This is a genomic window from Zwartia sp. (genome assembly GCF_049655405.1).
Taxonomy (GTDB): Bacteria; Pseudomonadota; Gammaproteobacteria; order Burkholderiales; family Burkholderiaceae_B; genus Zwartia.
In genome coordinates, this window is sequence record NZ_JBASJR010000008.1 from 319092 (window position 1) to 332048 (window position 12957).

Annotated in this window: 13 protein-coding genes; 4 read left to right on the forward strand and 9 right to left on the reverse strand. The window is 53.7% G+C overall.

Features of this window, described 5'->3' with window-relative positions:
- Window positions 1-69 precede the first annotated feature (69 nt).
- Entirely contained in the window at window positions 70-2175 is a 2106-nt protein-coding gene (locus WBJ47_RS05445; protein WP_422243164.1) for an acetate--CoA ligase family protein, read from the forward strand.
- Window positions 2176-2230: 55 nt separating this feature from the next.
- On the opposite strand, the gene WBJ47_RS05450 is transcribed toward WBJ47_RS05445, so the two are convergent.
- The 7 genes from WBJ47_RS05450 to WBJ47_RS05480 all read right to left on the reverse strand — a co-directional run bounded on the left by WBJ47_RS05450 (window position 2231) and on the right by WBJ47_RS05480 (window position 7782).
- Window positions 2231-2686, reverse strand: a complete 456-nt coding sequence (locus tag WBJ47_RS05450) for a hypothetical protein (protein ID WP_422243165.1) — start codon at window positions 2684-2686, stop codon at window positions 2231-2233.
- Window positions 2683-2964: a nucleotidyltransferase domain-containing protein gene (locus WBJ47_RS05455; RefSeq protein WP_422243166.1), complete on the reverse strand. Its 282-nt coding sequence runs from the start codon at window positions 2962-2964 to the stop codon at window positions 2683-2685. The genes WBJ47_RS05450 and WBJ47_RS05455 overlap by 4 nt, the downstream gene beginning before the upstream one ends.
- A gap of 57 nt (window positions 2965-3021) precedes the next feature.
- Window positions 3022-4788, reverse strand: a complete 1767-nt coding sequence (locus tag WBJ47_RS05460) for an IlvD/Edd family dehydratase (RefSeq protein WP_422243167.1) — start codon at window positions 4786-4788, stop codon at window positions 3022-3024.
- Window positions 4789-4867: 79 nt separating this feature from the next.
- On the reverse strand, window positions 4868-5647 hold the full coding sequence (locus WBJ47_RS05465; protein WP_422243168.1) for an SDR family oxidoreductase: 780 nt from the start codon (window positions 5645-5647) through the stop codon (window positions 4868-4870).
- Between the two features lie 48 nt (window positions 5648-5695).
- The gene (locus WBJ47_RS05470) at window positions 5696-6037 is read right to left on the reverse strand and encodes a hypothetical protein (RefSeq protein ID WP_422243169.1); all 342 of its coding nucleotides are present in this window, start codon (window positions 6035-6037) and stop codon (window positions 5696-5698) included.
- Window positions 6038-6237: 200 nt separating this feature from the next.
- A complete protein-coding gene (gene ssb / locus WBJ47_RS05475; RefSeq protein WP_422243170.1) occupies window positions 6238-6726 on the reverse strand; it encodes a single-stranded DNA-binding protein in 489 nt (162 codons plus the stop codon).
- Between the two features lie 120 nt (window positions 6727-6846).
- Window positions 6847-7782 (reverse strand): LysR substrate-binding domain-containing protein, encoded by a 936-nt coding sequence (locus WBJ47_RS05480; protein WP_422243171.1) that lies wholly within the window; start codon window positions 7780-7782, stop codon window positions 6847-6849.
- Between the two features lie 126 nt (window positions 7783-7908).
- On the opposite strand from WBJ47_RS05480, the gene WBJ47_RS05485 reads away from it, so the two are divergent.
- From WBJ47_RS05485 to WBJ47_RS05495, 3 genes are read left to right on the forward strand one after another with little or no spacing between them, the layout of a single operon-like run.
- A complete protein-coding gene (locus tag WBJ47_RS05485; RefSeq protein ID WP_422243172.1) occupies window positions 7909-8784 on the forward strand; it encodes a TauD/TfdA dioxygenase family protein in 876 nt (291 codons plus the stop codon).
- A gap of 57 nt (window positions 8785-8841) precedes the next feature.
- Complete coding sequence (locus tag WBJ47_RS05490) at window positions 8842-9819, forward strand: Bug family tripartite tricarboxylate transporter substrate binding protein (RefSeq protein ID WP_422243173.1); 978 nt, start codon at window positions 8842-8844, stop codon at window positions 9817-9819.
- Between the two features lie 3 nt (window positions 9820-9822).
- Window positions 9823-10986 carry an alpha-hydroxy acid oxidase gene (locus WBJ47_RS05495; RefSeq protein ID WP_422243174.1) on the forward strand — a complete coding sequence of 388 codons (1164 nt, stop codon included), beginning with the start codon at window positions 9823-9825 and terminating at the stop codon, window positions 10984-10986.
- A gap of 26 nt (window positions 10987-11012) precedes the next feature.
- Here WBJ47_RS05495 and WBJ47_RS05500 read toward each other — a convergent pair whose 3' ends face one another.
- Entirely contained in the window at window positions 11013-11699 is a 687-nt protein-coding gene (locus WBJ47_RS05500) for a response regulator transcription factor (RefSeq protein WP_422243175.1), read from the reverse strand.
- 32 nt (window positions 11700-11731) lie between these two features.
- Window positions 11732-12922 (reverse strand): MFS transporter, encoded by a 1191-nt coding sequence (locus tag WBJ47_RS05505; RefSeq protein WP_422243176.1) that lies wholly within the window; start codon window positions 12920-12922, stop codon window positions 11732-11734.
- Window positions 12923-12957: the final 35 nt, after the last annotated feature.

Genomic DNA, 12957 nt, shown 5'->3' on the forward strand with positions numbered 1-12957 from the left:
AAAGGCAAAGTAAAAGCTAAAAGTCAGTGTAGCTGTAATATTTACGCAAATATAAAAACTGAGACAACTATGCGCCCGAACGATCCTGCCCGTATCGCCAAACTCCTCAATCCACAATCCGTTGCCGTGATCGGCGCCTCGGACGATCCCACCCGAATTGGCGGGCGACCCATTGCCTATATGCGCGGCCAAGGCTATCAGGGGAAAATTTTTCCCGTGAATCCAAACCGCGCGACCGTTCAAGGCCTCACCGCCTATCCCAATGTCGCAGCACTGCCCGAAACACCCGATGTCGCCATCGTGATCGTGCCCGCCTCCGCGGCACTCGAGTCGGTGACAGCACTGGCCGAACGCGGTTGCGCAGCAGCGATTTTGTTTACCGCTGGTTTTGCTGAAATCGGTCCAGAGGGTGCACTTGAACAGCAAAAATTAGTCGACGCCGCGCACAAGCACGGCATGCGCCTCCTTGGTCCCAACTCACTGGGTCTGATCAATCCGTGCACACATTTTTATGGCACGTTTGCGACGGGCTGCGAATTGGGTTTTCCAAAAGCAGGTAATGTGGCGATCATTAGTCAGTCTGGTGCGTATGGCGCGCACTTGATGGCCGTCTCGACTGCCAACAATATCGGACTCTCAGCCGTCATTTTGACCGGCAACGAAGCCGATCTGACAGTCGGTGACATGTTGCAAATGGTGGTCCAGGATCCTGCCACCCAAGTCATCATGCTGTACTCCGAAGGCATCAGAGAGTCTGCGGGCCTGCTTGCCGGCCTCGACGCCGCCCGTCGCGCCCGTAAACCGGTCCTCATGATGAAAGTCGGCCGCAGCGCCGTGGGCAGCGCCGCCGCCCAATCCCATACCGCTTCGATCGCGGGAGACGATCGTGTCACCGATGCGGTGTTAAAAGAATTTGGTGTCGTACGGGTTCAAACGACCGAGCAAATGCTCGACATCGCCCGTCTCGCGACACGCGGCATTTACCCCGCCAACAATACGCTCGGCGTGATCACCGTCAGCGGTGGCGCAGGGGTCATCATCTCGGATGCGGCCGATGCGATTGGTTTGCCCATGCCTGAAATGCCTCTTGCCTCTCAAGAACGTTTGCTCAAGCTGCTGCCCTTTGCCGCCCCCCGGAATCCCGTGGATGTCACGGCACAATATCTCAACGAGATGTCTTTGATCAGCACCTTTACCGATGCACTGATCGCCGAGGGCAAGTACAGCTCCATCCTCGGGTTCTTTACCTACACCGGTGGTGTGGCAAGCGTCGCACCACGCCTGCGCGAACAGCTCAAAATCGCGCGCAGCAAACACCCCGACTGTATCTTTGTGTTGTCGCTCATGGCCTCACGTGATCAGATTCGCGAATACGAAAGCGATGGCTTTATTGTGTTTGAGGACCCTTCGCGCGCCGTCGTGGCGATCGAAGCGATGGGACAGTTTGGTCGCGCCTTTGCCAAGCCGCCTGGCTTGCACGCACCTAAGCTCGCACCCATTACCCTGCCAGCGCACAACCCCTCGGAAGCGCAAGCTAAACAACTCCTCGCGCAAGCCGGCATCGCCTCCGCCCCCGAAGAGGTATGCGTTGAAACCGAAGCTGCGGTGAGTGCTGCTAAAAAGATCGGCTTTCCAGTTGTCATGAAAATCGTCTCGCCCGATATCCTGCACAAATCAGAAATCGGCGGCGTACTGCTCGACGTCAATGATGAAGCAGGTGTGCGTGAAGGTTTTGCTTTGTTGATGCAGCGTGGAAAATCGGCGGCGCCTCATGCGCGTTTAGACGGCGTCCTCGTGGCCAAGCAACTCAAAGGGGGCGTCGAGTGCATCTTGGGTATCCATCAAGACCCGGTGTTTGGTCCTGTTGCCATGTTTGGGCTCGGAGGGATTTTTGTTGAGATCCTGCAAGACGTGGTGCTGCATCGCTGTCCGTTCGGGCCGGATGTCGCGGAGGAAATGATTCGCTCGATTAAAGGTGCGCCTTTGCTGTTGGGCGCGCGTGGACGCCCCGTCGCAGATATCAAAGCACTCGCCGAAATGCTCTCGCAACTCTCAGCGTTTGCCGTTGCTGCAGGCCCACGTCTGCAGTCGATCGACCTCAACCCCGTCCTTGCAATGCCGCAAGGACAGGGCGCCTATGCCGTAGATGCCGTGATTGAAGTGACACCTGGTTGATTGATTGATTTTAGATTGGCACGGGCGAGATTCTATTAATCTCGTCCGCGTAAAGTTAATTAGAATATTTTTTTATTAACGCGTATGCGTCATGAGTGACTTTTGGTACGACCATCAAAAGTTCTGTTGCCAATTGATAAACAACAGAATAGATCTCCAGCATTTTTTCGGCAGCATATTCGTGCGCGATCATATTTCTCAGCTCACGAATTTTTACTAATTGGCTAGCATCTGCCCATCCGCGCTTTTCAGCGCGCTCAATACGATCTCGGACAGTGCCAACACTAACCAACTCAATTTCGTCGACTAAACGAAAAATCCGTTGAATCAATAAGTCAGCTAGTCTCGCAAAACGGCTAGTGAGAGACTCTAAACGCTCGAGCTTTTCTGGAGGCAAATCCGCTTGACCAATAAGCTCGGCGCATCGCTCAAGGGAATACTCAAGATGCTTGGCCGCTAATGACAAGCCAACGAGCTCTTCTTTAAGGAATTCGACGTTTGCCTCGCTCACAACCGAATGCCTTTTTCAAGAGCGATCTTTGCAAATGGTCTATTGGCATCAGGAAAAACTGCTAAATCAATTTTTCGCTCACCGAGTTTGTCATGCAGCTGCGCCAAAATCTCAAGCTTTTTCATCAACCCTATCCGCTTGGATAAAACAAGCAGGTCAATATCTCCACCACGCGCAGTGTCATCTGTTCGGGAGCCAAACAGATAGACCTCGGCATCGACGTCAGCCTGATGAATGGCATCATGAATCGCAACTTGTTCTAGTAAAGCTAAGCGCATATCAATCCTCCTATTCTCAGTGCTGACAATCAAAATTCACAACGGAACGTTCTAATTTTACTTCGCCTTAGGCACTTTACCCGTCATTGGTGGCATCAAAAAGTCAAAATCGACGCCCTTGTCTGCCTGGGTCACGCTTTCGAGGAACAGCTTGCGATAGCCACGCTGCGCAGTCGGGATCACGACTGGCTTGGCTGCGCGCCGCTTGGCGAGCTCTTCATCACTGACCAACAACGTCAACTCGCGATTTTCAACGCTCAGTCGGATACGGTCGTTATTTTGCACATAGGCCAGAGGTCCACCAATCGCAGACTCCGGTGTTACGTGCAACACGATCGTGCCAAAAGCTGTGCCGCTCATGCGGCCATCGGAGATCCGCACGATGTCCTTCACACCTGCCATAGCAAGCTTTTTAGGAATCGGCATGTATCCTGCCTCGGGCATCGTCGCTCCCTTGGGTCCGATATGCTTGAGCACGAGGATGTCTTCTGCGGTCACATCCAGATCAGGCGAGTCGATACGGTTGGCCATGTCTTCGAGGTTTTCAAATACAACCGCGCGGCCCTCATGCTCCATCAGCTTGGGGTGTGCTGCCGACTGCTTGATAATCGCACCGCCTGGTGCGAGATTGCCCTGCAACACCGCAATGCCACCTTGTGGGTAAATCGGATTGCTCGCGGTACGCACCACGTCTTGCTTAAAGCCAGGACCTGCGGCCTCGATTTCCTCACCGAGCGTGCGACCGGTCACGGTCATCGCATCCAGGTGCAGCAAAGGCTTGAGCTCACGTAGCAAGGTCGCCATGCCGCCGGCATGGTGGAAGTCTTCCATGTAATGCTGACCCGAGGGCTTGAGGTCCAACAACACTGGCGTGTCGCGACCCATGCGATCAAGCGCCTTGAGATCCATTTCAAATCCCATACGACCCGCAATCGCCGTCAAGTGCACGATGCCATTGGTGGAGCCGCCGATGGCGAGCAACACGCGCATCGCGTTTTCAAAGGCTTTTTCTGTCAGGACCTTGTCGATCGTCAGGCGCTTGCGTGCGATCTCAACCGCCAACGCACCACTGCGTTCGGCCACACGAATACGATCGGCTGTTACAGCTGGTGGCGAAGCACCACCTGGCACGGTCATACCCAGCGCCTCAGCGATACAGGCCATCGTACTGGCCGTACCCATCACCGAACAGGTTCCCACGCTCGCCACGAGCTGGCTGTTCACATCCGCGATTTCTTCGGCATCAATTTCTTCGGCACGGAACTTACCCCAATAGCGACGGCAGTCTGTACAGGCACCTACGCGCTCGCTACGATGCGAACCCGTCAACATCGAGCCCGTGATCAACTGCACCGCAGGCAAGCCTGCAGAGGCGGCACCCATCAACTGCGCAGGAACTGTTTTGTCACAGCCACCGATCAACACCACCGCATCCATCGGCTGAGCCCGCAACAACTCTTCGGTGTCCATGGACATCAAGTTGCGCAGATACATACTCGTAGGATTTGAAAAGCTCTCGTGAATCGAGATCGTCGGAAAATCCATCGGCAAACCGCCAGCCAGCATCACACCGCGCTTGACGGCCTCAATCAGCTGAGGCGCGTTGCCATGGCAGGGGTTATACGCGCTACCCGTATTGGTGATGCCGATCACCGGACGCTCAAGCGCGGAGTCTGTGTAGCCTGCACCTTTAATGAAGGCCTTGCGCAAGAACAAGGAAAAACCACGATCACCATAATTGGCCAAGCCCTTGGACATTCCCTCGCTGCTGGCAGCGGGATTAAGCGAGTGGCCTTTGTTTTCTTTGTTCTTATCGTCTGACATGGATCACACCTAAAATGAAATGGATGAAATGACTGAATCAAATTGACTGCATTAAATTGACTGCACCGAATAAATTAAATCAAAGTGTACCGGGATAAATACCACCATCCAGCACAAGGTTTTGACCCGTCATAAACCCGGAGCTCGCGCTGCACAAGAACGCGCAAGCCTGACCGAACTCGGCCGGCGTCCCAAAACGCTTGGCAGGAACCGCCGCCATGCGTGCCGTCAAAATATCATCGACGGCCTGTCCTGTCTCGCGCGAGCGCACCTGCGCATTTTGCAAAATACGATCCGTCGCAAATGGACCAGGCAATAGATTGTTGATCGTCACATTGTGCGAAATAATCTGACGTGCCAGCCCCGCAACAAAACCCGTCAAACCAGCACGTGCGCCATTGGACATACCAAGGCTTTCGATCGGATGCTTGACCGAGGCAGAGGTAATGTTGACGATACGGCCAAACTTGCGTGCGATCATCTTGTCGACTGTCGCACGAATGAGCTCAATCGGGGTCAGCATATTGGCATCTACTGCGGCGATCCAGTCCTCACGGCTCCAGTCTCGAAAATCGCCTGGTTTGGGTCCGCCCGCATTGGTCACGAGAATATCGGGGTCCGGGCAGATCGCCAACACTTTTGCTCGCCCTTCAGGCGTTGTAATGTCAGTCGCAACCGTTGTCACCTTGACGCCTGTTTCAGCACGAATCGCCGCAGCAGCGGCCTCAAGCGCCTCTTGGCCTCGCGCGAGCATCACAAGCTCGACACCCTCGCGCGCGAGTTGTTGAGCACAGCCCAAACCCAAACCCTTGCTTGAAGCGCACACAATTGCACGACGACCACGAATGCCTAAGTCCATGTCTGTCTCCTGAATTTTTATTTTATTTAAGTGATACAGCAGCTTAATTCAAAAGAGATGTGCGAGCTTGGCCATTGCGCTAATGATTGCAATTAAAGCGGCGATTTGTGTGCCCATCATCCAGATAAACTTTCTGTCTACATCACGACGCAGTGATCCGAGGTCGCTATGTATTAATGACATTGCGCTATGCATCTCGGTACGAAGTCCGCTGATTGAACTATTGACCTCATTTCGCAATCCAGAAAGAGAGTGGTGCATTTCATTACGCAAGTCCGCAACAGAATGATGCATCTCAGACCGTAAGTCAGCAACGGACCTTTCAAGATGATCCATTGACTTACACGTCTGGTTAGCGGTGACTTCTAATGTGGTGATTCGTTTTTCCATGATGTGATGGTAATGGAGTCGCTTTGTGCATTCAATCGTAAAACTCCGTATTTAAACGATTCTCTACTCTCTTTTTTGTAAGTAATTATTTCTATGGCTAGAGCAACATGAACGGCGCATAAAAAGGGCGATGCAACCCTGAAGTTGCACCGCCGCATCCATACTATTTATCACTTTAAAACATAGACTGACGAAACCTTTTAGAAAGGAATGTCATCATCCATATCCGTCAGGTTTGCACCACTCGCGGCCGGAGCGGCCGGACGCTGCGCCTGAGGTGCGCGGGCTGGACGTGGTGCGCTTTCTCTTTCGCCACCACCACCGCCGCCGCCCATTGAGCCGCCGTCGCCACCATCGCGACCGCCGAGCATTTGCATCTGATCGGCGACGACTTCAGTCGTGTACTGATCGACGCCTTCTTTGTTTTGCCACTTGCGTGTTTTTAAACGGCCTTCGATGTACAAGGGGCGACCCTTTTTCATGTACTCACCGACGACCTCAGCCAGGCGGTTGTAAAACACCACGCGGTGCCATTCCGTTTCTTCGCGACGCTCGCCAGTCGCTTTGTCTTTCCAGCTGCTGGTGGTTGCAATCGACACGTTACAAATAGCGCCGCCATCTGGGCTGTAACGAACCTCGGGATCACGCCCAAGATTGCCAACCAAAATTACTTTATTGACCGATGCCATGCCGATCTCCGTTTTAAAAATTGTCGTGATTCATCAATGCCCGTTGGGGCGCGTTCTAATCGTCATCATTGCCTAACTGGCCTTTAATTGCCAGACGCAAAACTACGCATTGCAGACAGTTTACGGCACGTTTTGGTAGGCGTGCCAGTCTGCGGCTGCAAACCATTGACGTAAAAAGTCTAAAAATGTCCGCACGCGGACGGGCATATTTTTACGGCTGGGGAAAACAGCATAAATATCAACGCCCACAGGACGAAACTGGGGCAAAACACTGACTAGCCGGCCCTCTTGGATATCTTGCATCACCATATAGGTGGGATGCATCGAAATCCCATGACCCAGCATTGCCGCATGACGCAGGGGATCGCCATAATTGGCGCGAATCGTCCCATGCACGCGGACCGTCGTTTTACCGCTGATTTCTGAGCCCTGCGCATCGCCCATAAAGGTCCAGATGTTTGTCGGTGATTTCAGCGCATGCACCATGCATTCATGCCCTGCCAAGTCCGCGATCGTCTGGGGGGTCCCCCGGCGCCGTAAATAATCGGGCGAAGCGACGAGCAACTGCGGGACGACGGCAAGTCGTTGCGCCACCTGAGACGTATCCTTGAGAGAGGTGGCGATCCGCACTGACATGTCCAGCCCTTCGGCTACTAGATCCGTGCGCCCATCGTCCAGATACAGCACGACCTGAATATCAGGGTGCGCCGAGGAAAACGCGGTAATGATGGGCACCAAATGAAACGCCCCGAACGAGGGCGGCGCCCCCAGCCTGAGCATGCCCTTGGGCTCTTTGACGGATTGACGGACCGCCGCATCGATACTATCGACACGGTCGAGTAACTCCCGACCGTTTTCGAGCAAAGACAATCCAGACTCAGTCAGGCTCACGCTTTTGGTTGTGCGGGTCAGGAGCTGGACGCCCAGGGATTGTTCGAGCCAGGCGATATGCTTGGTGACGTTGCCTTTGGCCATGCCGAGTCTCTGGGCTGCGCCCGAAAAGCTGAGCCCTTGTGCCACCTCGATAAAAACCTCGATCGCTTTGAGTTTGTCCATGATCTTTAAGATTGTACGATGACTGTTTCCATTTCGAGAACACTAATTTCACAATTCGACGCTATTCTGATCATCACGAAACCGCTAGACTCACGCATCTTAAAGACATAAAAATGGGGAGCCATCATGCAAGTGACACCTAGCGGACAAGGTCTCGGCGCGCGCGTTGAGGGGTTTGACATCTCAGTACCCCTTTCGCACGAGGACTATAAAAAAATTGAAGGCTTGTTGGGTCAATTCGGTGTGTTGTGTTTCAAAAAACAGAACCTGACTGGACAACAACTCAAAGAATTCAGCAGCAAGTTTGGCACCCTCGAAGTGAACGTTGCCAATATGTACCAGGAGCCCGGTCACCCTGAAGTCATGATCCTGTCCAACAAAAAAGTGGACGGTAAGCCAATCGGGCTGGGTGATGCCGGACAAGACTGGCACACAGACATGTCCTATAGCAAGATGATTGCCTTTACCAATGTGTTGTACGGCATTGAAATTCCGCATCGCGCTGGCGTACCACTGGGCAGCACAGAATTCTCTAATATGCGCGCCGCTTATCTCGCCTTGCCAGAAGACCTCAAGAAAAAGCTCGAAGGCATGACGGTGCTGCATGATTTCAATAAGTTTTGGGAAAATATGCGCAAACAACCGGGCTGCACCCGTCCTCCGCTGACAGAGGCGCAACTCAAAGCCAAGCCGCCTGTTTCGCACCCAATCTTTTTGACGCATCCCATTACAGGCGACAAGATTTTGTATGCCAACCCGGGTTATTCGATTCAGATTAATGAGTTGCCAAAACAAAAGAGCGACGAGATTCTGGAGTTTTTATTCGCGCACCAGTTGCAACCACAGTTTCGATATCAGCACCGCTGGACGGCGGGGGACGTGCTGATGTGGGACAACATGGGCACGATCCACAATGCTGTCGCCGATTACGGTCCTGACGAGCACCGCTTTATCAAGCGTTGCCAAGTCATGGCGGATCGGTATTTTCCCTTGGCAGCGTAGCCCGACGGGTGGGCAGACTGTTAAGCTCATCCCACTATTTTTATAAATGGAAGACAAATGAAAAAAATAATTTTTGGTGCCTGTCTGGCGCTCACCACGGTCCTGCCTCTGACAAGCGTGGCTCAGACTGCAGCCTACCCCACCCAGCCCGTCAAAATGCTGATTGGTTTTGCTGCAGGTGGTCCAACGGACGTGATTGGTCGCATTCTTGCCCAACATATGTCGACGGACTTGGGTCAGTCTGTGGTGGTTGAAAACCGCACCGGCGCCAACTCGCTCATCGCGACTCGCGAAGTCGCGAAAGCCAAGCCCGATGGCTACACTGTGTTGTTCGCTTCGCTTTCACATAACGTGAACAAACTGTTGTTAGGCGAGAAATCTGAATACGATCCGATCAAAAGTTTTGCTCCCGTTTCGCTGGTCGCAAACCTCCCACTGGTCATCGTCACAGCGTATGACTCCCCATATAAAACACTAAAAGACCTGCTCGATAAAGCCAAGAGCGCACCAGATGCGATCAGTTATGGTTCGGCCGGCAATGGCGGTTCAGCCCACCTTGCGGCAGCCATGATGGGCACGATGGCCGATGCAAAAATGGTTCACGTCCCCTTTCGCGGTAACGCACCTGCCTTGACTGAAGTCATGTCTGGTCGCGTGTCCTTTATGTTCTATCCAATGATCGGCATCGCTGGTCACGTTGAAAACAAGCGCATCCGCGTCTTGGCGGTTGGTTCGTCACAACCCATGCCTGAGTTCCCAGGCGTGCCCACCATGAATGCCTCAGGCTTTCCTGGGTTCGAGCAAACAGCACCTTGGATCGGCATGTTGGCACCTGCTGGCACCCCACCCGCGATTGTCGACAAGCTCAATGCTTCGATCAAAAAAGCCATGGCGAATCCTGAAGTCATCAAACGCATGAAAGACCTCGGTGCTCAGCCTGTTGGTGATACGCCTGCCGAGTTTCGCAAGTTTCTGGTCAGCGACATGGAGCGCTGGGATCGTGTGATCAAAGCCTCTGGCATCAAAGCTGATTAAATCGTGAATCTAGACCGCACAGCAGCAAGTGCGTTTAGTGTGGAAGATCTGCGCGCGGTGGCAAAACGCCGTTTACCGCGCGCAATCTTTGAGTTTTTTGACGGCGGCGCCGAAGAAGAAGTCACGCTACGCGACAACATCGACGCCTTTCGTCAGATTCGCATCGTTCCCAAAGCACTCAACGATGTGTCTAAAGTCGACACAACCACTGAACTAGTCGGTGGACCTTCGGCGATGCCACTGGCGATTGCACCCACAGGGGCTGCCGCCTTTGGTCGACATGGTGCCGATATTGCGATTGCGCGGGCTGCAGCCGCGATGGGAATTCCCTACTCACTCTCCACCTCAGCGACCGCTTCGATCGAACAGATTGCCGATGCCGCACCCGGTCGCCTTTGGTTTCAAGCCTACATCCTGTCAAACAAAGAAAAGCTCGCCTCTTTGATTCAGCGTGCACATGCTGCGGACTATGAAGGTCTGATGATCACAGTGGACTTGCCGGTTGGCGGCAAAAGAGAACGTGATTTCCGCAATCATCTCGTGTTTCCCTTTAAATACACGCCGCGCAATGTGCTGGACTTTGCTTTGCATCCGGGCTGGTCGCTACCGATGCTGCTCAAGGGCGCACCGGAAATGGAAAACATCAAAGAGCTCAAGCGTGACAATCAGGGCGGTAAAAAACTCGCCTCGTCTGTCGGCAAAAATTATGACCCCGCCTTCGACTGGCAACAGTTACAAATCATGCGCGACAACTGGTCTCGCAAATTGATCGTCAAAGGCATCATGCGTCCCAGCGATGCCGAGCGTTTAGTCAAGATGGGGATTGACGCAATCGTAGTTTCCAATCACGGCGGTCGTCAGCTCGATAGCGCGCCTGCAACGATCAATGCGCTTCCCGCTGTGGTCGCCGCTGTGGCGGGTCGTGTGCCCGTACTTGTCGATGGCGGTGTGAGACGGGGGGTGGATATATTGAAAGCCCGCGCACTCGGTGCTCAAGGCGTACTGACGGGTCGGGCAACGCTCTTTGGCGCGGCGGCCGCAGGTCAGCCAGGGGCGGCGCGTGCGTTAGATATCTTAAAAGACGAATTCTCCCGCGCAATGCAGCTGAGCGGTGTGAGCAAAGTCTCTGAGATTGATCAGGAACTTATTTTTAACGGACGCTCTTAAAACGGGCGCAGTGTGAGCGGATACATTTAACGCACCCGCAAGGTCTCGTTAAACACCAAGCCCACACCATAAACTGTTTGCAGGGGAAACTTTTCGATGCCTGCGTCTTCGAGTTTTTTCCTCAGCCGACGCAACATCACCTCGAGCCGGCGCGCGTCGTACACTTTAGGATTAAAGCCTAGTCCCGTGATGATTTGATCTCGGTTGACGACAATACCCGGCTTGTCGACAAAGCAGCTCATCAGTGCAAACTCGCTTCGCGTTAATTCCATCTCCTGCTGGTCTGGCGTGATGATTTGCCAACGAACAATATTTAATAGCCACTCCGCGGACGAAGCAGGTGCAGAGGATTCCAGTCGACGCACAATCCGATTCAAAATCGCGAGCAATTCGTTAAATTGAACCGGCTTAACCAAGTAGTAGTCCGCATCGGCATTCAGCCCCAAAATGCGGTCTTCGGGCTGACCTTCACAACTCAGAATGACCGAGCCCGCCCCCTTGAGCAACTGATGGTTTTTTAAAATATCCACACCATCACCGTCAGGCAAGTTTCGGTCGAGGATCAGGATGTCATAGGTGTGCTGCGTGACCCAGGTGTGATATTCACTCAGCGTACCGACCCCTGCCGCCTCAAAGCCCTTGAGCGTGAGTAGCTCAATGAGACCTTCACGAAAATCGTGTTCGTCTTCGACAATGAGTATTTTGGCTGACATGCGTGTTTGGCTATTGATGGAGTGTTTGGCTGTTAGTGTTTAGGGCCGAGTGGCTTCATGCCCCACGTGACCACCAGCCACAACGCCGACAAGCCACAGGCCGTCCAAAACACGGCGCTCGCTCCACCCAGCACGGCAATGGTTCCGCCCAACATTCCGCCCAAAAACAAACCAGCCGCCTGCGAGGTGTTGTACAGGCCAAGCGCCAGACCCTTTAAGTCGGACGGGGCGACTCGAGATACCAGCGAGGGTTGCAAGGCCTCTAGGACGTTAAACATCACAAAAAATCCAGTGAGACCAAAAGCCAACAGGTAAAAATTATGGCTGGCCCAAGGCAAGAAAGCACAAACCAACACCAACCCCGCTACCGATAAGCGCAACATCGCGCGATGGGCACGGCGCTTTTCTGCAACAAAAATAGCCGGCACCATAAACACAAACGAACCAAAGATGACAGGCAAGTAGACCTTCCAGAGCGCAGCAGCATCGAGATCACCCAGCCTCAACAAAAGCGGAGGGATCACCACAAACATCGCAATCTGGATAAAGTGCAGACAAAACACACCAAAATTAAGTCTCAGCAAATCAGTGTGAGTAAGCACTTGCATGGGCCGTGCAGGCTGCAAAGGCTTGGGAGTGGGCGGCACTATCGGCACGACAAAACGCGCGACCGCCAAACACACCACACCTAGCAGCGCAATCGTCCAAAATAGACCCGCCAAGCCAGTCGAGCCCACGATCAGGGGAGCAATCACCAGGGATAAGGCAAAAGACAACCCTATCGATCCCCCTACCATCGCCATCGCACGGGTTCTGACCTCGGGACGGGTCGCATCCGCCAGCCATGCCGTCACGGCCGCAGAAATCGCGCCAGAGCCTTGAATCGCTCGACCAATCGTGACCCAAAAAATGTCATCCGACAAGGCACAGACCACACTCCCGGCGACAAACAGGCTCAAGCCTGCCAGCACAACAGGACGTCGGCCCCAGCGGTCAGAAGCTAAACCAAAGGGAATCTGCATAAAAGCCTGTGTCAGACCGTACATTCCCAGCGCCACACCCACCCACAAAGGGTCGTGGCCGCCCTTGAGCCCCTGAGCAGCTACGGCGAACACCGGCAATAACAGGAACAAGCCAAGCATGCGGGCGGCAAACAAACCAGCCAAGGCTACGCTGGCACGGCGTTCGGTCGGGGTCAGAGATAAAGGCGTATGTTCGGACATCAAGGACTTAATTCAGAGTGAAGGGCTATCAGACG

Bases quoted from the DNA above. Each gene is read 5' to 3' on its own strand.
- WBJ47_RS05445 (WP_422243164.1), top strand. From the start codon at position 70: ATGCGCCCGAACGATCCTGCCCGTATCGCCAAACTCCTCAATCCACAA.
- WBJ47_RS05455 (WP_422243166.1), bottom strand. From the start codon at position 2,964: ATGCGCTTAGCTTTACTAGAACAAGTTGCGATTCATGATGCCATTCAT.
- WBJ47_RS05460 (WP_422243167.1), bottom strand. From the start codon at position 4,788: ATGTCAGACGATAAGAACAAAGAAAACAAAGGCCACTCGCTTAATCCC.
- WBJ47_RS05465 (WP_422243168.1), bottom strand. From the start codon at position 5,647: ATGGACTTAGGCATTCGTGGTCGTCGTGCAATTGTGTGCGCTTCAAGC.
- WBJ47_RS05470 (WP_422243169.1), bottom strand. From the start codon at position 6,037: ATGGAAAAACGAATCACCACATTAGAAGTCACCGCTAACCAGACGTGT.
- ssb (WP_422243170.1), bottom strand. From the start codon at position 6,726: ATGGCATCGGTCAATAAAGTAATTTTGGTTGGCAATCTTGGGCGTGAT.
- WBJ47_RS05480 (WP_422243171.1), bottom strand. From the start codon at position 7,782: ATGGACAAACTCAAAGCGATCGAGGTTTTTATCGAGGTGGCACAAGGG.
- WBJ47_RS05485 (WP_422243172.1), top strand. From the start codon at position 7,909: ATGCAAGTGACACCTAGCGGACAAGGTCTCGGCGCGCGCGTTGAGGGG.
- WBJ47_RS05490 (WP_422243173.1), top strand. From the start codon at position 8,842: ATGAAAAAAATAATTTTTGGTGCCTGTCTGGCGCTCACCACGGTCCTG.
- WBJ47_RS05500 (WP_422243175.1), bottom strand. From the start codon at position 11,699: ATGTCAGCCAAAATACTCATTGTCGAAGACGAACACGATTTTCGTGAA.
- WBJ47_RS05505 (WP_422243176.1), bottom strand. From the start codon at position 12,922: ATGTCCGAACATACGCCTTTATCTCTGACCCCGACCGAACGCCGTGCC.